This is a genomic window from Kitasatospora sp. NPDC004240 (assembly GCF_053603215.1).
Genome location: NZ_JBSGFD010000170.1, coordinates 1 through 18,311 on the forward strand (window position 1 = coordinate 1; position 18,311 = coordinate 18,311).

An 18,311-nucleotide genomic window follows, 5' to 3' on the forward strand; every position below is an offset into this window, starting at 1 on the left:
CCGGGCGCCCTGAACACCCCCCCCCGCCCCCCCACCCCCCCCCCCCCGCCCGCCCCCGCCGGTCCGAGGGGCCCGCGGCTACTGCCCCCGCAACCGGCCACCCATCCGCCCACGCCCGCACGCCCGCACCCCAGACCCCGCACCCCAGACCCCGCACCCCCGGACCTCGCACCCTGGACCTCACCCGTGCCCCCTTCCGCCCGTAGCGGCACCCCCCGCGAGCCCCACGAGCCCCGCGCCCCCCGCGCGGCCCGCAACCCGCGCACCCCCCGCACCCGCCCGGCCTCCGGCCCCCGGCAGCTCCACCCCGGGGCCTGGTGGCTGTGGGCGCTCGGGCTGGGCGCGGCCGCCACCCGGACCACCAACCCGCTGCTGCTCCTGCTGCTGGTCGCCGTCGCCGGGTACGTGGTCGCGGCTCGGCGCGGCGAGGCACCGTGGTCGCGCTCGTACGGGGCGTTCCTGCGGCTGGGGTTGGCGGTGCTGGCGCTGCGGCTGGTGTTCGCGGTGTTCCTGGGTTCGCCCGTGCCCGGGACGCACGTGGTCCTCACCCTCCCCGAGCTCCCGCTGCCCGCCTGGGCGCAGGGGGTGCGGGTCGGCGGCCGGGTCACCCTGGAGGGCTTGCTCGCCGCGCTGTACGACGGGCTGCGGCTGGCCACCCTGCTGGTGTGCGTCGGCGCCGCGAACGCGCTGGCCAGCCCGGCCCGGCTGCTGCGCACGCTGCCCGGCGCCCTCTACGAGGCGGGGGTGGCGGTGGTCGTGGCGATGACCTTCGCGCCGAACCTGATCGCCGACGTCCAGCGGCTGCGCGCCGCCCGCCGTCTGCGCGGGCGGAGCGACCGGGGCGTCGCGGCGGTGCTCAGCGTCGGGATCCCGGTGCTGGAGGGTGCGTTGGAGCGTTCGATCGCGCTGGCCGCCGCGATGGACACCCGTGGCTTCGGCCGGCGGGCGGACGTGCCGACACCGTTCGCCCGGGCCACCGCGGCCCTCACCCTGGCCGGTCTGCTCGGCGTCTGCCTGGCCGTCTACGGCCTGCTGACCGCGGGCGGCGCCGGCTGGGCACTGCCCGTCCTGCTACTGGGCCTGGCCGCCGCCGTCACCGGGCTGCTGCTCGGCGGCCGGCGTTCCGTCCGGACCCGTTACCGGCCGGATCCGTGGGCGCTGCCCGAGTGGCTGACCGCCGGTTCGGGTGCCGCGGTGGCGGCGCTGGTGAGCTGGCTGACGATCCGCGACCCGGAGGCCTTCATCCCGACCGTCGTGCCGCCGACCGTTCCCACCGTGCCGCTGGCCGCCGCCCTCTCCGTGCTCCTCGGCCTGCTGCCCGCCTTCGTCACGCCCGAGCCTCCACGAAGCGGCCCCCCGAGAAACAGCGCCCCGAAAAGCGGCCCCACCAAGCGCTCCACCCCGACCGGCATCGAAACCCCGACCAGCACCCCAACCCCGACCAGCCCCACAACCCCAACCCCGACCAGCACCCCAACCCCGACCAGTACCGAACCCCAAACCGGCACCGAAACCCCGACCGGCACCGAACCCCCGACCCGGAGGTCCTCGTGATCACCTTCGAGCAGGTCTCCGTCCAGTACGCCGACGCCGACACGCCCGCGCTGAGCGGCCTCGACCTGACGATCCCCGAGGGGGAGCTCTGTCTGCTCGTCGGCCCGTCCGGCGCCGGCAAGTCCACCCTGCTGGGTACGGTCAGCGGGCTGGTCCCGCACTTCACCGGCGGGGTGCTGCACGGGCGGGTCACGGTCGCCGGGCGGGACACCCGGGAACACCGTCCGCGTGAACTCGCCGATGTGGTGGGCACGGTGGGCCAGGATCCGCGCGCGCACTTCGTCACCGACACCGTCGAGGAGGAACTCGCCTACGGCATGGAGTCGTTGGGCCTGCCCCCAGAGGTGATGCGGCGCCGGGTCGAGGAGACCCTGGACCTGCTGGGCCTGGCCGATCTGCGCGACCGGCCGCTCGGCGCGCTGTCCGGCGGGCAGCAGCAGCGGGTCGCGATCGGTTCGGTGCTGACCGTCCACCCGCGGGTCCTGGTGCTGGACGAGCCCACCTCGGCACTCGACCCCGGGGCCGCCGAGGAAGTGCTCGCCGTCCTCCAACGCCTGGTGCACGACCTCGGCACCACCGTGCTGATGGCGGAGCACCGGCTGGAGCGGGTCGTCCAGTACGCCGACCAGGTCCTGCTGCTGCCCGGCGCCGGCCGGCCGGCCGTACTGGGCGAGCCGGCCGAGGTGATGGCGCACTCCCCCGTCCACCCGCCGGTGATCGGCCTCGGCCGGCTGGCCGGGTGGCGGCCGCTGCCGCTCTCGGTGCGCGACGCCCGCCGCAAGGCCGCCCCGCTGCGCACCCGCCTGGACGAGCTCGGCGTGCCCTCCGCCGCCCGCCCGGACGCGTCCGCCGAGCCGATCGCCGTGGCCGAACGGCTGGAGGTCCGCCGCGGCCACGCGCCGGTGCTGCGCGGGGTCGACCTGTCCCTCCGCCCCGGCGAGATCACCGCCCTGATGGGACGCAACGGCGCCGGCAAGTCCACCCTGCTCGGCAGCCTGGTCGGCCTGCACGCGCCCGCCGCCGGCCGGGTGCTGATCGGGGGGCCCGGCTCCGCCGTCGCACCGCACCGCACCCGCCCCGCCGAGCTGATCCGCCGGGTCGGGCTGGTCCCCCAGGATCCGCGCGACCTGCTGTACGCGGAGAGCGTGGTCGCCGAGTGCGCCGCCGCCGACGCCGACGCGAGCGCCGGGACCGCCCCGGGCGCCGGTGCCAAGGCGAACGCCGATACCGGCCCGGGGGCCGGTGCCGAGCCGGGCACCTGCCGCGCCCTCGTCGAACGGCTGCTGCCCGGCCTCTCGGACGACACCCACCCGCGCGACCTCTCCGAGGGCCAGCGGCTCACGCTCGCCCTGGCGGTCGTGCTCACCGCGCGTCCGCCACTGATCCTGCTCGACGAGCCCACCCGCGGGCTGGACTACGCCGCCAAGGCCCGGCTCGGCGAGATCCTGACCGCCCTCGCCGCCGAGGGGCACGCCGTCCTGCTCGCCACCCACGACGTCGAGCTGGCGGCGGACCTCGCCCACCGCACGGTGATCCTGGCGGAGGGCGAGATCGTCGCGGACGGTCCCACCCCGGAGGTGGTGGTCTCCTCCCCCGCCTTCGCCCCGCAGGTCGCCAAGATCCTCGCCCCCTCGCCCTGGCTCACCGTCCGCCAGGTCGAGCACGCGCTGGCCGGGAGCTCCGAGCGGCCGGGCGGCAGCACCGCACAGGACGGAAGCGCCGGCCGATGAGGAGGACGACCGAACTCGCCCGCCCCGTCCCGCTGGGCCGCCGCTCGATCGCCGTCCTCGCGCTGACCTCCGCCGTCGGCGTGGCCGCCTTCGGCTGGCCGCTGCTCGCTTCCACCCGTTCGGCCCTGGTCGGGCACGCCACGGACGCGCCGTGGCTGTTCGCGCTGCTGCTCCCGCTCCTGCTGGCCGTGGTGATCGCGCAGATCTCCGAGGGCCGGTCCGGGGAGCTGGGCGCGCCGGGCCTGGACGCCAAGGCGGTCGCCCTGCTCGGGGTGCTGGCCGCCACCGGGGCGGCGCTGCGCCCGCTGGGCGCGGGTACCGCGGGGCTGGAGCCGATGTTCTTCCTGATGGTGCTGTCCGGCCGGGTGCTCGGGCCGGGGTTCGGCTTCGTGCTGGGTTCGCTGTCGATGTTCGCCTCGGCCCTGCTGACCGGCGGGGTCGGGCCCTGGCTGCCGTTCCAGATGCTCGCGATGGGCTGGGTCTGCCTGGGCGCCGGCCTGCTCCCGGGCGCGGCCCGGCTGCGCGGCCGGCGTGAGCTGGTGCTGCTCGCGGCGTACGGGGCGGTGGCCTCGATCGCGTACGGCACGGTGATGAACCTCCAGGGCTGGCCGTACATCGGGGGCCTCGCCGGTTCGATCTCCTTCGTGCCGGGCGACGACCTCCCGGCCAACCTGGTCCGCTTCGTCGCCTACTGCCTCGCCACCTCGCTGGGCTGGGACCTTCCTCGCGCCGCGCTCACCGTCGTGCTGTGCCTGACCCTCGGCACCCCGGTGCTGCGCGCCCTGCGCCGGGCCGGCCGCCGGGCGGCCTTCGCCGCGCCCGTCACCTTCCACCCACCCGGGCACCGGGAGACCGACGGCTGAGCCGGAGAACGCGACGGAGCGGGTGCCCGAACCCACGGGCACCCGCTCCTTCCCACGAACCGCGCCGGACTCAGGCCTTCGGACCCGCCGACTGCACGACCTCGAAGGACCACAGCGTGGAGCCGGTGGCGGCCGGACGCTTCGGCGCCTCGCCCTCGCCGGCCGGCGGGCCCTGGCGGTGGGCCGCCTGCATCGGGCCCTCCATCCACGCCTTGAAGTCCTCCTCGCTGCGCCAGCGGGTGTAGACGAGGTACTGCTCGGTCCCCTCGACCGGGCGCAGCAGTTCGAACCACTCGAAGCCGTCGGAGTTCTCCACCGCGCCGGCGCGCGAGGCGAAGCGCTTCTCCAGCTCCGCGCGCTGCTCGGCCGGCACCGTCAGCACGTTGATCTTCACCACGGACATGGCGTACCTCCTCGTCCGCCGGCGCCCGGTCGCGGGCGCCGGCTTCTCCACGTGTCAGTCAGCAGCAGTCTGCTACATCCGACGCCCGGGACGGCCCACGGGTGGGTCGGAGGTGTCAGGCGATCCACGCCGGGACGAACGGGGCGGTGTCCGGGTCGTCGGCCCGGCGGACAAGGGCCCCGGCGGGGGCGGAGACGACGGCGGTGAAGCCGGCGGAGGCGTCCGCGGTGAGGCGGCGGGCCACGTCCGGCGGGAGGACGAGGGTGTCACCGGCGGCCACGGTGTGGATGGTGTCGCCGAGTTCGACGCTCGCGCTCCCCTCCAGGAAGGTCCAGATCTGCTCGACGTCGAAGGCGTGCAGCGGGCCCACGGAGCCCGGGTGCATCTCGACCTTCCACAGTGCCGAGGCGGCGCCGCCCTGGGTGGGCGTGGCGAGGGTGGTCATCACCCCGTTGGGCGTCTCGGTGCGGCGGTTCTCGGTACCACGGACGACGGTCCTGCGGACGGCGGTCATGTGCGGCTCCCCCTGGGCGGACTAGAATGGACAATATCGTTGTCGATGTTCGACGACAGACATAGTCAATGAGGTTGTCCATCATGTCAAGCGCCTTCCCCGGACCGCCGGAGCCACCCACGCAGCCGCCCCCCGGGCCACCCTCGGAACCTCCGCCCCCCGGCTACCAGCTGCCGCTGCTGCTCCTGAACGGATTCCGCGCCCTCATCGACGAGTTGCACACCGAGCTCGCCCGCCAGGGCCACCCGGACATGCGGCCCATGTACGGGTTCGTCTTCCAGGCGATCGGCCCGTACGGCACCACCGCCGTCGAGCTCGGCCGCCGCCTGGGCGTCTCCAAGCAGGCCGCCGGCAAGACCGTCGAGCAGCTCGAACGGCTCGGCTACGTCGAGCGCGGCACCGATCCCGCCGACGCCCGCCGCAAGGTGGTGCGCCTGACCGCGCGCGGTGTGGACGTCCTGGCCCGCTCGGCCCACGAGTTCGACCGGCTGCGCGCCCGCTGGGCGGCGGTCCTCGGCGAGGAGCGGCTGCGCGAGCTGGAGCGGGACCTGCGCGCGGTGGCGCCGGGCGAGCTGCTGAGCCTGGACACCCCGCGCTGGTTCACCGGCCCCTGACCCGCACCCCCGAACCGGACGGGCCCGAACCGGACGGGCCCGAACCGGAGAGGCCCCCGAACGGCCGCCCCTCAGAACGACCGCCCCTCCCATTGCCGGGGAGGCTCCGGCCCGACCCGGTCGGGCCGGTCGCGCAGGTCGGCGCAGAGCGTCGAGCTGAGCCGGGTGAGCAGGTCGGCCAGGTCGGCGAACTGCTTCTCGTCCCAGTCCCCGAGGAGGTCGGCGAGCTGGCCGCGCCGGGCGGCGACCAGTTTCAGGGCGGCCTCCTCGCCGGGTTCGGTGAGGCGCAGGGGCAGGCCGCCGGAGCGCAGGGCGAGGCCCCGACCCTCCACCTCGCGGACCGCCTCCTCGATGACGGAGACCGGGACGATCCGGCGCTCGGCCAGTTCGGCGGGTTCCACCCAGCCCTGATGGTGGATCTGCAGCAGCAGCCAGCTGGAGGCGGGCTTGAGGTCGAGCCCGGCGGAGTCGGTGATCCGCCGGAACAGGTCCCGCCGGGCCTCGCGGCTGCTGAGGACGGACAGCGCGCGGGCGATCTCGTCCAGCGAGGAGCGCTCGACGGGGTTGAGGCCGATCGACTCGGAGAGGTCGGGGGCGGTGACGGTGGTGCGCAGCTTCTGCTCGCGCAGGAACAGCGAGAGCACGAAGGCGACCAGGGCCACCGGCACCGCGTACAGGAACACCCGGGTGATGGACTCGGCGTACGCCTGGTAGATGCCGGCCTGGACGTCGGGGGGCAGCGTGCCGATGACGCGCGGGTCGGAGGTGACCGCGGCCGGGTCGAAGCCGGGCGGCAGCGGTACGCCGGCGAGGTCCGCGGCCAGGCGGTCCTTCAGTCCGCTCGCGAAGACGGTGCCGAACACGGACACGCCGAAGGAGGCTCCGATGGAGCGGAAGAAGGTGGCACCGGCGGTGGCGACGCCGAGGTCCCGGTAGCCGACGGAGTTCTGCACGATCAGCACCAGGACCTGCATCACCAGGCCGATGCCGAGGCCGAAGACCAGGAAGTAACAGCTCATCACGAAGGTGCTGGTGTGCTCGTCCATCAGGGACAGCAGCCACAGGCCGAGGGTGGTGACGGCGGTGCCGAGGATCGGGAAGATCCGGTAGTGGCCGGTGCGGGCGACGATCTGGCCGGAGCCGATCGAGGTGAGCAGCATGCCGAGCACCATCGGCAGCATGTGGATGCCGGACATGGTCGGCGAGACCTGCATGACGACCTGGAGGAAGGTCGGCAGGTAGGTGAGCGCGCCGAACATCGCGAAGCCGACCACGAAGGAGATGACGGCGACCAGGGTGAAGGTCCGGGAGCGGAACAGCTTCAGCGGCAGAACCGGTTCGGCGGCGGTGCGCTCGACCAGCACGAAGGCGACCAGCAGCACCGCGCCCAGGACGCCGAGTCCGATGATCTGCCAGGAGCCCCAGGCCCAGGTGACGCCGCCGAGCGAGGTCATGAGCACCAGGCAGGTGGCCACGGCGGCGATCAGGAAGGTGCCCGGGTAGTCGATCCGGTGCGCGCGCCGGGCCCCGGCGCCGGGGAGCACGACCGCGATCACCGCGAGGGCGACGACGCCGATCGGCAGGTTGATGTAGAAGACCCAGCGCCAGCTCAGGTTGTCCACGAACACTCCGCCGAGCAGCGGCCCGAGCACGCTGGTGACGCCGAAGACCGCGCCGAACAGGCCCTGGTACTTGCCGCGGTCGCGCGGTGGGACGAGGTCCCCGACGATCGCCTGGGAGAGCACCATCAGGCCGCCGCCGCCCAGGCCCTGGATCGCGCGGAAGGCGATCAGCTCGCCCATGTTCTGGGCGAGTCCGCAGAGCACCGAGCCGAGCAGGAAGATCACGATGGAGGCCTGGAAGAAGACCTTCCGGCCGTACATGTCGCCGAGCTTGCCCCACAGCGGGGTGGCCGCGGTGGAGGCCAGCATGTAGGCGGTGACCACCCAGGAGAGGTGTTCCAGGCCGCCGAGTTCGCTGACGATGGTCGGCAGCGCGGTCGAGACGATGGTCTGGTCGAGCGCGGCGAGCAGCATCGCCAGCAGCAGTGCGCCGATCGGCAGCCAGAGCTTGGGGACGGTGACCTCCGGCGGGCCGGGCTCGGCCGCCGGCGCCCGCCCGGACTCGGCCGTCGGATCCGTCATGGCGTCTCCGTGAGGTGTCGGGCCCCGGGCCGGCCGGGGATCCGTGCGGATGATCACTCCCAACTCACCATGTTGTCAGAAATGGTCGGATATGAGGCATTCAGTTGCGCCGAACGTAAGGAGACCCGCCATCACCGGGACATCCCCTCCCCACCGACCGTTCATCAGGAGCCAACCACCACCAACCGGCACAACCGGCCCAACCGGGACCGGAGGCCCCTGTCTCCCTTGAGGAACGTGCTGCATAATCAGGCGCGTTCGCCGCCGAAACCCACGGGTAGGGCACGCGGACCCGTGCGGGCGACCGACCCCGCGCCGCGGCTTCCGCGGCACCCGGAGCAGCACCTGACCCGCCGTACCCGAATCCGAGGAGGACCGGCCGATGCCGGACCAGCACTGCCCGACGTGCGGCGCCGCACGCACCGTTGGGTGCCGGTGCCTCCCGGATCACCACCGCGCTCCTCACGGCGGCCCCGCCACCGGACCGGACGTCACCGAGACCGCCGTGCTGCCACACATCGAGGGCCCGCCGCTGGTGCGCCCGTACGTGCAGGCCGCCGGGCAGGTGCCGACCGGGCCGGTGACCCCGCCGCCGGTGGACCCGTTCGGCACCGAGGTGCTGCCGCCCGCCGGGTACGCCCCGCAGGCCGCCACCCCGTCGATGAACGGGCAGATGAACGGCCCGGTGAACGGCCCGATGGCGGCGCCCATGGTGACGCCGATGAGCGGGCCGATGCCCCCGCAGGCGCCGCCCGCCCCTCCGGGACCGGACGCGGACGCCTTCGCCACCACCGTGCTGCCCCCGGTGTACCCGGCACCCGGCCCCGCGTACGGCGCCCCGCGCCAAGCACCCCAGCCGTCGATGTCGCAGGCGGCCATGGCGCAGCCGCCGATGCCGCCGTACGGCGCTCCCGGGGCCGCGCCGTACGACGGCCACCCCGACGGGGAGCCGCAGGAGGGCGAGGAGCTCGGCTTCTTCCCCTTCCACGAGGACGCGCCCGAGGGCCCGGGCGGCCGGGCCTCGCGCCGGGCGGCCGGGACGGGCCCGCTCGCCGGACGCAAGGGCGTGGTCGCGGTGGCCGGCGCCGGGCTGCTGGCGCTCACCGTCGGGCTGGCGTACGCGGTGACCCCCTCGGGTGCCGGGGACGACGACCGGCGGGCGCAGCCCGTGCCGTCGGTGAGCCTGGCGCCCGCGCCGACCGACCCGAGCACGCCGCCGAGCCCGAGCGCGGCGCCGTCCACCCCCGAGTCGCCGAGCGCGTCACCGACCAGGACCGCGAAGCCGAGCCCCACCCGGACGGCCGCCCCGACGCCGGTGGCCACCACGGCGGCGCAGCCCGCCCCGAGCCCGACGCCGACCGCGCCGTCACCGACGGCCAGCACGCCGCCGACCGCCACCCCGACGCCGACGGCGTCCTTCCGGACGCTGAAGGTCGGGATGAGCGGCACGGACGTACTGGCGATGCAGCAGAAGCTCGGCGTGGTGCTGTGCTGGATGGACGTCCCGGAGTCCGGCCGCTTCGACGACGACACCTATGACGCGGTGCGGTACTTCCAGGTGGTGCAGGGCGTCCAGGGCGACAAGAAGGGCGAGTTCGGCCCCAACACCAAGGCCGCCCTGGACAAGCGCACCGGCTGCTGAACCCGGCCCGCCGGCCCGCCGGCCTCCCGTACGCGGAACGGCCCCGGAAACACGGAACGGCCCGAGGAACGCGGAACGGCCCCGGAGTCCAGGGCCGTTCGGGCAGGGAGGGGCGGTACGGGGGTTCGGGACGGGTCAGCCCGTGATCGCCTGGTAGATGCTGACCCCGGCCATCAGCACCATCACGCTCGCGGCCACCCGGATGATCATCTTCATCGGCACGTGCTTGAGCAGCTTCTGCCCGCCCAGGATGGCGATCCCGGCGACGGAGCACAGGGCCAGCCAGGCGCCCAGGCCCACGGCCAGCGGGTCCGCGTACTTGGCGGCCAGGTTGGCGGTCATGATCTGGGTCAGGTCGCCGAACTCGGCGACCGCGACGACCACGAAGCTGGCCCCGGCGACCTTCCAGAAGCCGCTGGACGAGGGCTCCTTGGCGGCGTGCCCCTCCTCGTCCCCGCCGCCGTGGAACAGCAGCATCGCCGCGCCGGCCAGGAACAGCACCCCGGTGACGCCCTCCACCCAGCGCTGCGGCAGCAGGGCGAGCAGGTGGCCGGCGACCAGGGCGATGCCCACCTGGAGGGCGAAGGCGGCGGCGATGCCGGCGAAGACGTAGGAGGCGCGGTAGCGGGCGCCGAGCATCAGGCTGGCCAGGGCGGTCTTGTCCGGCAGTTCGGCCAGGAAGACGATGCCGAAGGTGATCGCGGCGACGGTCAGGCTCATCAGGGGTTTCCGGTCCTCTGATCGGGCCGCCGGACCGTGTGCGCAGCTCCGTCAGGGGACGCCTCGGCCCGACAGCACTGGTCATGGTTCACAGCACTGCGGCCGAAGGTCTCGCCGGCACCGCCGGATCACGCGGTGCCCCGGGCGCCGGGCCCCTGGGGGCCAGTATGTCGACGGTCCGGTGGAGGGCTACTCCCCTTCAACGCCCTCCAGCCTACCCGATGGCCGGCAGCGGCTCCGGCACGACCAGCCCCCGGCCGACCAGCTCCAGCACCACCACGATCGCCACCGCCTGTACGGCCAGCAACCCGACCAGCACGAACAGCTGCACCGCGCCCGCCTGCACCGGGGTGGCGCCGCCGAGGAGCATCCCGACGAACGCGCCGGGCAACGTGACCAGGCCGACCGTACGGGTCTGGTCGAGCGCGGGCACCAGGGAGGTCGCGGCGGCCGTCCGGCAGATCTCCAGCCGGGCGTCGCGCGGCTCCATGCCGAGGGCCAGGGCCGCCTCCACCTCGCCGTGCCGCTGGCGCAGCTCGTCCAGGGTCCGGCGGCCGGACAGCGAGGTGGCGGTGAGGCCGCCGCCGATCAGGATGCCGGCCACCGGGATCAGCGAGAGGCCCTGGGGCGGCAGGAGTCCGACCGCCAGCAGCAGGGCCAGGACGGGCAGCACGCCCGCGCCGATCGGGGCGGCCGCCCAGCGCCAGCCCGGCCCGGGGGTGATCCGCCGCCCGGCCGTCCGCACCGCCACCGCGAACATCACCAGGACGAACAGCGCGGACGTCCAGATCGAGCCGGCCACCCAGGCGATCACCAGCGCGACCGCGGCCAGCTGGACGACGGCGCGCAGCCCGGCGCGCAGCACCGCCCGGCCGTGCCCGAGCAGGCCCCAACCGGCGACCGCCACGGCGGCGGCCAGCAGCAGCGCGGTGACCACCCCGAGCAGCGGGGTGACGGGCAGCAGCTGCCCGTCGGCCGCCGCGACCGGCTGCGCCGCGGAGGCCGGGTACGCGGCAGGGGCCGCGGAGGCCGGGTGCACCGGGGAGGCGGGCCGCGCCGCGGGCGTCATCCGGTCAGATCCAGCTGGTGAACCACATCCGGTCCTGCCAGTCCGTCATCGGGATCACCTCCGCCGTGTACAGCGGGTGGTAGAAGGCGAAGCAGCCCATGATCGCGAGCACGATCAGCGCCGCCCCGGCCGTGCCGTAGCGGCGCCGTTCGGGGGTGACCCCCTCGGGACCGATCATCGCGCCGAGCATCTGGGCGACGGCCAGGCACAGGAACGGGACCAGCACCACCATGTAGAAGGAGAAGACCGTCCGCTCCTGGTACTGGAACCAGGGCAGGTAGATCCCGGCGACCGCGCAGAGCACCGCGCCCGAGCGCCAGTCCCGGCGGAAGAACCAGCGCCAGAGCAGGTACACCAGCGCGAAGCAGGCCGCCCACCAGAGCAGGGGGGTGCCCAGGCCCAGGATCTGCGCGGCGCAGCCGCCCTGGTCGGTGCAGCCGCGCTGCCCCTGCGGCACCTGCTCCCAGTACATGGAGACCGGGCGGCCCTGGACCAGCCAGCTGAAGGGGTTCGACTGGTAGGTGTGCGGGGTGGACAGGCCGGTGTTGAAGTCCCACATCTGCGAGTGGTAGTGCCAGAGGCTGCGCAGCGGGGCGGGTACCCAGCCGGGCCGGCCGTCGGCCCAGTGCCGGCCGTAGCCGCCGTCGGAGGCGAGCCAGCCGCTCCAGGAGCCGACGTACACCACCAGGGCGCTGCCGACCATGGCGAGGAAGGCGGGCACGGCGTCGCGGCGCAGCATCGAGCGCCAGGGCCGGCGGGCACCGGCCCAGCGGCGGCCGGACTGGTCCCACAGGACGGTGAGCACGCCGAGGGCGGCGAGCACGGTGGCGCCGTTCCACTTGACGGCGCAGGCGGCGCCGAGCGCCACGCCGGCCGCGATCCGCCAGGGGCGCAGGCCCAGGCGGACGGTGTCGCCGCCGTAGTCGGGGCGGACGGCGGCCAGGCGGGCCCGGGCGTGGTCGCGGTCGATCAGCAGGCAGCCGAAGGCGGCGAGGACGAAGAACATCTGGACACCGTCGAGCAGGCCGATCCGGCTCATCACCAGCTGGAGGCCGTCCACGGCCATCAGCAGCGCGGCGGTGCAGCCGAGCAGGGTCGAGCCGAACAGCCGGCGGCCGATCCGGGCCAGCATCAGCACGGTGACGGTGCCGAGCAGCGCGGTCATGAAGCGCCAGCCGAAGGGGTTGAGGCCGAACAGCTGCTCGCCGAGGGCGATGACCCACTTGCCGAGCGGCGGGTGGGCGACGAACTCGGGCGCCGCGGTCAGCGGGATCACCTGCGGGTCGGCCAGGACGTCGGTGTTGGCGGAGTCCGCCCAGGTGCCCTCGTAGCCCTGTTCGAGCAACGACCAGGCGTCCTTGGGGTAGTACGTCTCGTCGAAGACGAAGGCGTTCGGGTGGCCGAGGTCCCAGAACCTGAGCAGGCCGGCGAAGAGCGCCACCGCGATCGGACCCAGCCAGCCGGCGTGGCGTGCGGCCCAGGCCACCGCCGCGGGTCTGCGGGGGGCCGAGGGGGCCGCCGGTGCCGGAGTCTGGTGGTGCGTGACTTGCGCCTGCGTCATGTCCCTCGTCGTTCCGCCCGCTGGTCTGGTCGCCGGCGACCGACACTATGCGGCCGCCGTCGGGAAACCAAGCGCGACGGGGCCGCCCCGGGCGGTGGCCGGGGCGGCCCCGTCGGGCGGCCGGTCGGACGGGCCGTACGCCGGTCGGACGGCGGCCGGGCGGTGCGGCGGTCGGGCGCCGGTCAGGCGGCGGTCTGCAGCTCCCGTACGACGGGCAGCGGGCGGACCACGGTGGTGCGGACGTTGTCCTGGGCGGGCGTCAGGTGGCCGCGCAGCCGGATCGCCAGGGTGACGATCAGCAGGGTGCAGCCGGCCATCGCCGCCAGGTACAGCGGCCAGGTGCCGGAGCCGACCAGCAGCACGCCGACGGCGGGGCCGACCGCGATGGCGATCTGCTTCACCAGCGCGTAGCCGGCGTTGTAGGTGCCGAGCAGCCGGGCGGGGGCGAGGTCGGCGACGATCGGGCCCAGGGTCGGGGCGAGCAGGGACTCGCCGACGCCGAACAGGGCGTAGATCGAGACGATCGCGACCGTGGCGGCCATGGTCTCGGTCCGGATCAGGCCGGCGACCAGGGCCATCGTCCAGGCGCCGAGCCAGACCACGCCGGCGGCGGCCATCGCGGTGGTGCGCCGGCGGCGGGCGGTGATCCGCACCATGAACATCTGCAGCACCACGATGGTCAGCGCGTTGGCGCCGATCGCCATGCCCAGGGTGGAGGGCGCGGTGCCGACGGTGTCGGTGGCGAAGGCCGCGACCCCGGACTCGAACTGGCCGTAGCAGGTGAAGAAGATCAGGCCGGCGAGCAGGCTGAGCCGCAGCATGGCCTTGTCGGCGAGCAGCGCGCGCAGGCCGGTGGGGCCGTCGGGCCGCTCCCGGACGAGCGCCGGGGCGGCGTTCGGGATGCGCGCGCCGCCGGTGACCAGGGCCAGGCCCAGGAAGGTCGCCGCCTCGATGGTGAACAGCCGGGTGAGGCTGGCCGGGTCGGCGACGTCCACGATCTGGCCACCGACCAGCGCGCCGATGCCCATGCCCAGGTTGACCAGGGTGAACTGCAGCGCGAAGGCGTGCGCCCGGGTCGCCGCGGTGGAGCAGCGGACGATCATCGTGGCGAGCGCCGGCTGGCAGGTGGTGACGCCCGCGCCGAACAGGAAGGAGGAGACCAGCAGGGCCGGGGTGCCGGTGGCGTGGCCGAAGGCGAACGCGCCGGTGGCGGCGAGCGCCGAGCCGGCCAGCAGCACCGGGCGCGGGCCGTACCGGTCGATGCCGCGGCCGGTGAACGGGAGGACGGCGAGCGCGGCCAGCGCGAAGACGGTGAACACCATCCCGGCGGCCAGCGAGCCCAGCCCCCGCACCTGGTCCACGTACACGAACATGTACGGCATCGTGAACCCGCTGCCGAACGCGCTGAGCGCGTTGCCGATCTGGACGCGGCGCAGCGGGCCGCCCGCCCCGCGACGCTGCTGCCTCTGCTGCTTCACCGTGCCGGTCACCGTGCACACCCCTTCAGGAGTTCCGTCCGGTCTTCACCAGTTTCGCTGGATACTCTTAAGACCAGAAGATTTCAGAGCTAAACTTTGATGCTAAAGTCTTAGCATCGGAAGAGTGTGGAGTCAAAGGCTTAAGGAGTGCACCCCTCGTGCGACACTGGTGCCCATGAGTGCTGAGAAGCCGGAGCCGGCCACCGCCGGCGAGCTGGGGGTCGCCGAGCAGGTGGCCGTCTACCAGCGGGAATTCCCCACGGTGGACCCCCAGGTGGAGACCATCGTGCAGACCCTGTCCCGGGTGGCCCGGCGGATGGGCGTCGCGTACGGGCGGCAGCTGACTGTGCTCGGAATCACGTCGGCCGAGTGGGAGGTCCTCAAGGCGCTGGTCGTCGCGGGCAGCCCGTACCGGCTGGGGCCCGGAGAACTGGCCAAGCGACTCGGGCTCACCCCCGCCGCGATGACCCACCGGATCGACCGGATGGTCGCCGAGGACCTGGTCACCCGGGAGCGCGACGAGACCAACCGGGTGCGCGTGATCATCGAGTTGACCGAGAACGGCCGCGACAAGTGGCTGGAGTCGATGCGGATGGCCGCCGTCTTCGAGGAGGAGCTCCTCCAGGACCTGGCCGGCGAGGAGCGGACGGTGCTCTCCGGGCTGCTCGCCCGGATGCTGCGCCGAATCGAGCAGTCCCAGCCGGACGCCTTGGGACGGACCGACGACCTGGCCTGAACCCGCGCGGGAAAAGGGGATACCCGGTGTCGGCGGAGTGTGCCACTCTTCTCTCCGTCAGAAATCGTGTATCTCATCGCATTGATTGGCCGTTCATGTCGCTCAAGCGCACCACCGTCGCCCTCGCCGCCGTCGCCATCGCCGGGCTCGGCCTGACCGCCTGCGGCGGGGACGACAAGCCGGCCGCCGCCGCTGCCCCCACCTCGGCCGCGGTCACCAGCGCCGCCGCCTCCGCGCCGGCCACCCCGGCCGCCACCAAGCCGGCACTGCCGATCCCGAGCGGCCTGCCGACCAACGTGCCCGGCGTCGTCACCGGCGGCACCACCAAGCCCGCCGACCTGCCGGCCGACCTCCCGCTGCCGAGCGGCAAGATCGCCTCGGTCAACGGCGTGCCCGGCGCCTACATCATGACCTTCGAGGTGCCCGACGCCGTCGCCGGCCTCGCCGCCTACGGCAAGGCCCTCACCGCGGCCGGCTACGACTTCATCGGCGCCGGCGCCGCCGGCGCGGCCGAGAAGGGCGACGTCAACCTGATGATCAGCAGCACACCCACGACCATCACGGTCACCTACGCCAAGGGCTGATCCACCGGCGGAACGAGCGACGGGCGGCCCCGGACGAGATCCATGCTCGTCCGGGGCCGCCCGCGTTCTCGGTGCGAGGGTCCGTCAGGCCCTCAGCCGCTCAGTGGCGCGTCAGCAGGGGCCGTTGTCGGTCCAGACGCCCCACTGGCCGGTGGTGGTGGGGTCCTCGCCGGTGGTCCACCACTTGTTGGTGTAGTAGTGGCCCTTCCAGGAGACCTTGGTCGGGGACGCGTACACCGTGCCGGAGTTCCAGCTCGGGGCACCGGCGCAGCCGGCCGGGGTGGTGCTGGTGGCGGTCGCCGTGGCGGTCGCGGTCGCGGTGGCCGTCGCGGTGGCGGTGGCCGTCGCCGTGGCGGTCGGGGTCGGGGTCACCGTGGCGGTCTGGGTCGGCTGCGGGGCGGCCGGGCAGGACGCGGCGGAGCCGTTGGTGGCCTCGACCATCTTGTCGAACAGGGCGGTCTTGGTGCCCAGGTCGTACAGGGAGAAGGCGAAGGAGCCGCCGAGGCCGTTGCAGTGGGCGTAGTCCAGCTTGGCCTGGATCGAGCGGGCGTCCTCACCGGTCCAGAAGGTGGTGCCGTCGTAGAAGTACGTGGCCTGCGCCGTCTCGTCCCAGAAGGTCTTGGACGGGTTGTCGACGAAGCCCGCGAGCTCCTTGTACATCTGGATGCCGGGCACGTTGCCGGACATGGCCGCGCCGGTGGCCGGAGCGGTGGCCGGCTGGAACAGGCCGTGCTTGCCGTTGTCGGCCACACCGGTCCAGCCGCGGTAGTAGAACGGGACACCCACGTTGATCTTCTTCGCGGGGAAGCCGCCCGGGATGCCGTACTCCGCGTCACCGACCGTGTAGGCCTTGATCGCCGAGTCCACCGAATACTTGCCGGTGCCCGGCTTGACCGGGGTCATCGGGTCGTTGGGGCCGGAGTAGATCGGGGCCTGGTGGTTCGTCGGGCCCTTGGCGTCCCAGCCACCGTGCATGTCGTAGGTCATGATGTCGAGGAACGACAGGTACTGACCGATCTTGTCGGTCTCGACATTCTTGATCTTGTCCTGGCCGGCACCGACCGCCGCGGCGGTGTAGTACTGCTTCTTGTCGGCCGCGCCCTGCGCGTCGAGCTGCTCGCGCAGCTCCTTCAGCAGCAGGGTGAAGTTCTGCTTGTCGTTCGGGCTCTCGATGTTGCCGGTGTGGCCGCCGCCGCCCGGGTACTCCCAGTCGATGTCGATGCCGTCGAAGATGCCGGCCGCCGAGCCCTGGCCGCCGTAACCGGCGTCGACCGGCAGGTTGCCCTTGATGAACATGTCGATGCAGGAGGAGACCAGCTTCTTGCGCGAGGCGTCGGTGGCCGCCGCCGCGGAGAAGTACTTGGAGTAGGTCCAACCGCCCAGCGAGATCAGGATCTTGAGGTTCGGGTTCTTCGCCTTCAGCTTCTTCAGCTGGTTGAAGTTGCCCGCGATCGGCTGGCCCCAGGCGTCGCCGACGCCGTCGACCGAGATGTCCGGGCCGAAGCTCTTCTGGTAGTCGGCGAACGCGTCGCCCGCACCGTCACCCGCGTTGGGGTTGTTCTCGTCCTGGCTCGCGGCCTTGGTGGCCTGGAAACAGGAGAGGTTGGTCGGGTGGATGTTCGCGAAGGAGTAGATCAGGTAGTCCAGCTTGCCGGCGACGCCGGTGTCCTGGATGGTCTTCGCGTAGTAGGCGTTGCCGTAGATCGACCACTGGTCGAAGTAGGCGACCTTGATGCCACCGCTGGTCGCCGGGGCGCCGGTGGTGTTGGTGACGGCGGCGTTGGCCGAGCCGCCGCCGGTGAGCGCGAGGCCGGCGCCGAGCAGCAGCGAGGCGGCCGTGCCGGCCGCGAGCGCGGTCAGGCTCTTCGGGCGCCGCCGCGTGGCGGGCCGCTGGGCCTGCGCGGGGACTGAACGCAGCATGGGGTGCGTGACTCCTGGTTGTGGGGGGGTTCCGCGGCCCGGGCGGACTCGCGTGGGTGGGGCCACGCGACCTGGGCATGACAGGAACTTGGGGGAGGGAATCGAGCGGGAACATGCCTGTGACGGACGCCGGGATGCGCCGAACCGGCGCCAGTGGCGTTGACCACTGACGCCGGCTCAGGGGCTCCCTGCACCTGGGGATTAAAATGGACTAGACCAACTCCCCCGTCAAGGGGTGATGTTGGGCCTTGAGCCGCCGTTAAGGTTCCCCTGAACCTGCCACAACCGCCCTGACCTGCATCTCAGTAGCGCACCGCGTTGGCCACCACGGCCTTGACCTCGCCCGACAGGGCGCGGTTGGACTGCGCGGTGGCCTGCGCGGACTGCCCGGCGGCCACCTCCGGGACGTTCACCACCACGGCGTCCAGCAGATTGCCGGAGGCGTCGGTGAAGTTGACCTGGACGCCGTACTTGTAGGCCTGCTGCCCCGGGTTCCGCACGGTCAGCGGGACCTCCACCCGGCCGTCCGAGGAGGCCGCCACCGCACCCAGGGTGACATCGGCCTTGGCGTCCAGCCCGCCCTTGATGCTCGCGATCGCGGACGAGGCGGCGGCCTGCGCCGAGGCCGCCGCCGAGGAGAGCCCGCCCGCCGCCGAGGCCAGCGCCGAGGACACGGCGGCCCCGGCGGACGCGGCGGCAGATCGGAAGAGCGGCGGGTAGGGAAAGAGTGTATTACGCGGGGTGTAGATATAGGTGGTGGGCGGAGGAGTAAAAAATGG

At 73.5% G+C, this 18,311-nt stretch carries 16 protein-coding genes; 7 read left to right on the forward strand and 9 right to left on the reverse strand.

The genetic code is table 11. The features are described 5' to 3' along the window. Positions 1-186: 186 nt before the first annotated feature. From ACWEQL_RS32710 to ACWEQL_RS32720, 3 genes are read left to right on the forward strand one after another with little or no spacing between them, the layout of a single operon-like run. Positions 187-1,554: a CbiQ family ECF transporter T component gene (locus ACWEQL_RS32710; RefSeq protein WP_452153995.1), complete on the forward strand. Its 1,368-nt coding sequence runs from the start codon at positions 187-189 to the stop codon at positions 1,552-1,554. Then, complete coding sequence (locus ACWEQL_RS32715) at positions 1,551-3,284, forward strand: ABC transporter ATP-binding protein (RefSeq protein ID WP_452153996.1); 1,734 nt, start codon at positions 1,551-1,553, stop codon at positions 3,282-3,284. The genes ACWEQL_RS32710 and ACWEQL_RS32715 overlap by 4 nt, the downstream gene beginning before the upstream one ends. Continuing rightward, positions 3,281-4,147 (forward strand): ECF transporter S component, encoded by an 867-nt coding sequence (locus ACWEQL_RS32720; protein ID WP_452153997.1) that lies wholly within the window; start codon positions 3,281-3,283, stop codon positions 4,145-4,147. Before ACWEQL_RS32715 ends, ACWEQL_RS32720 begins: the two co-directional genes overlap by 4 nt. A 70-nt stretch (positions 4,148-4,217) precedes the next feature. Here ACWEQL_RS32720 and ACWEQL_RS32725 read toward each other — a convergent pair whose 3' ends face one another. Next, positions 4,218-4,550, reverse strand: a complete 333-nt coding sequence (locus ACWEQL_RS32725) for an antibiotic biosynthesis monooxygenase family protein (RefSeq protein ID WP_452153998.1) — start codon at positions 4,548-4,550, stop codon at positions 4,218-4,220. Between the two features lie 115 nt (positions 4,551-4,665). Further along, positions 4,666-5,064 (reverse strand): cupin domain-containing protein, encoded by a 399-nt coding sequence (locus ACWEQL_RS32730; protein WP_452153999.1) that lies wholly within the window; start codon positions 5,062-5,064, stop codon positions 4,666-4,668. Positions 5,065-5,147: 83 nt separating this feature from the next. Here ACWEQL_RS32730 and ACWEQL_RS32735 point away from each other — a divergent pair, with 83 nt between their 5' ends. Beyond that, positions 5,148-5,678 carry a MarR family winged helix-turn-helix transcriptional regulator gene (locus ACWEQL_RS32735; protein WP_452154000.1) on the forward strand — a complete coding sequence of 177 codons (531 nt, stop codon included), beginning with the start codon at positions 5,148-5,150 and terminating at the stop codon, positions 5,676-5,678. Positions 5,679-5,749: 71 nt separating this feature from the next. Here ACWEQL_RS32735 and ACWEQL_RS32740 read toward each other — a convergent pair whose 3' ends face one another. Then, the gene (locus ACWEQL_RS32740; protein WP_452154001.1) at positions 5,750-7,822 is read right to left on the reverse strand and encodes an MFS transporter; all 2,073 of its coding nucleotides are present in this window, start codon (positions 7,820-7,822) and stop codon (positions 5,750-5,752) included. A 505-nt stretch (positions 7,823-8,327) separates the two neighbouring features. On the opposite strand from ACWEQL_RS32740, the gene ACWEQL_RS32745 reads away from it, so the two are divergent. Next, positions 8,328-9,464: a peptidoglycan-binding protein gene (locus ACWEQL_RS32745; protein ID WP_452154002.1), complete on the forward strand. Its 1,137-nt coding sequence runs from the start codon at positions 8,328-8,330 to the stop codon at positions 9,462-9,464. A 135-nt stretch (positions 9,465-9,599) separates the two neighbouring features. Here the strand turns inward: ACWEQL_RS32745 and ACWEQL_RS32750 are convergent, their stop codons facing one another. The 4 genes from ACWEQL_RS32750 to ACWEQL_RS32765 form a co-directional block, all read right to left on the reverse strand. Then, complete coding sequence (locus ACWEQL_RS32750) at positions 9,600-10,187, reverse strand: TMEM165/GDT1 family protein (protein ID WP_452154010.1); 588 nt, start codon at positions 10,185-10,187, stop codon at positions 9,600-9,602. Positions 10,188-10,398: 211 nt separating this feature from the next. Next, a complete protein-coding gene (locus ACWEQL_RS32755) occupies positions 10,399-11,253 on the reverse strand; it encodes an ABC transporter permease (protein ID WP_452154003.1) in 855 nt (284 codons plus the stop codon). Positions 11,254-11,257: 4 nt separating this feature from the next. Next, positions 11,258-12,814, reverse strand: coding sequence for a dolichyl-phosphate-mannose--protein mannosyltransferase (locus tag ACWEQL_RS32760; protein WP_452154004.1), 1,557 nt, complete (start codon positions 12,812-12,814; stop codon positions 11,258-11,260). 182 nt (positions 12,815-12,996) lie between these two features. Next, positions 12,997-14,304 carry an MFS transporter gene (locus tag ACWEQL_RS32765; protein WP_452154005.1) on the reverse strand — a complete coding sequence of 436 codons (1,308 nt, stop codon included), beginning with the start codon at positions 14,302-14,304 and terminating at the stop codon, positions 12,997-12,999. 163 nt (positions 14,305-14,467) lie between these two features. Between ACWEQL_RS32765 and ACWEQL_RS32770 the strand changes: the two genes are divergently transcribed. Together ACWEQL_RS32770 and ACWEQL_RS32775 are read left to right on the forward strand one after the other, a co-directional pair. Further along, on the forward strand, positions 14,468-15,028 hold the full coding sequence (locus tag ACWEQL_RS32770; protein WP_452154006.1) for a MarR family winged helix-turn-helix transcriptional regulator: 561 nt from the start codon (positions 14,468-14,470) through the stop codon (positions 15,026-15,028). A 95-nt stretch (positions 15,029-15,123) separates the two neighbouring features. Continuing rightward, positions 15,124-15,612, forward strand: coding sequence for a hypothetical protein (locus ACWEQL_RS32775; RefSeq protein WP_452154007.1), 489 nt, complete (start codon positions 15,124-15,126; stop codon positions 15,610-15,612). Positions 15,613-15,723: 111 nt separating this feature from the next. Here the strand turns inward: ACWEQL_RS32775 and ACWEQL_RS32780 are convergent, their stop codons facing one another. Further along, complete coding sequence (locus tag ACWEQL_RS32780; RefSeq protein ID WP_452154008.1) at positions 15,724-17,532, reverse strand: glycosyl hydrolase family 18 protein; 1,809 nt, start codon at positions 17,530-17,532, stop codon at positions 15,724-15,726. Between the two features lie 302 nt (positions 17,533-17,834). After that, positions 17,835-18,206 carry an FxLYD domain-containing protein gene (locus ACWEQL_RS32785; RefSeq protein ID WP_452154009.1) on the reverse strand — a complete coding sequence of 124 codons (372 nt, stop codon included), beginning with the start codon at positions 18,204-18,206 and terminating at the stop codon, positions 17,835-17,837. Positions 18,207-18,311: the final 105 nt, after the last annotated feature.

Excerpts from the sequence above, each read along its gene's own strand:
- ACWEQL_RS32770 (WP_452154006.1), top strand. The coding sequence starts at position 14,468 with ATGAGTGCTGAGAAGCCGGAGCCGGCCACCGCCGGCGAGCTGGGGGTC.
- ACWEQL_RS32780 (WP_452154008.1), bottom strand. The coding sequence starts at position 17,532 with ATGCTGCGTTCAGTCCCCGCGCAGGCCCAGCGGCCCGCCACGCGGCGG.
- ACWEQL_RS32740 (WP_452154001.1), bottom strand. The coding sequence starts at position 7,822 with ATGACGGATCCGACGGCCGAGTCCGGGCGGGCGCCGGCGGCCGAGCCC.
- ACWEQL_RS32755 (WP_452154003.1), bottom strand. The coding sequence starts at position 11,253 with ATGACGCCCGCGGCGCGGCCCGCCTCCCCGGTGCACCCGGCCTCCGCG.
- ACWEQL_RS32775 (WP_452154007.1), top strand. The coding sequence starts at position 15,124 with ATGTCGCTCAAGCGCACCACCGTCGCCCTCGCCGCCGTCGCCATCGCC.
- ACWEQL_RS32735 (WP_452154000.1), top strand. The coding sequence starts at position 5,148 with ATGTCAAGCGCCTTCCCCGGACCGCCGGAGCCACCCACGCAGCCGCCC.
- ACWEQL_RS32720 (WP_452153997.1), top strand. The coding sequence starts at position 3,281 with ATGAGGAGGACGACCGAACTCGCCCGCCCCGTCCCGCTGGGCCGCCGC.
- ACWEQL_RS32725 (WP_452153998.1), bottom strand. The coding sequence starts at position 4,550 with ATGTCCGTGGTGAAGATCAACGTGCTGACGGTGCCGGCCGAGCAGCGC.
- ACWEQL_RS32760 (WP_452154004.1), bottom strand. The coding sequence starts at position 12,814 with ATGACGCAGGCGCAAGTCACGCACCACCAGACTCCGGCACCGGCGGCC.
- ACWEQL_RS32730 (WP_452153999.1), bottom strand. The coding sequence starts at position 5,064 with ATGACCGCCGTCCGCAGGACCGTCGTCCGTGGTACCGAGAACCGCCGC.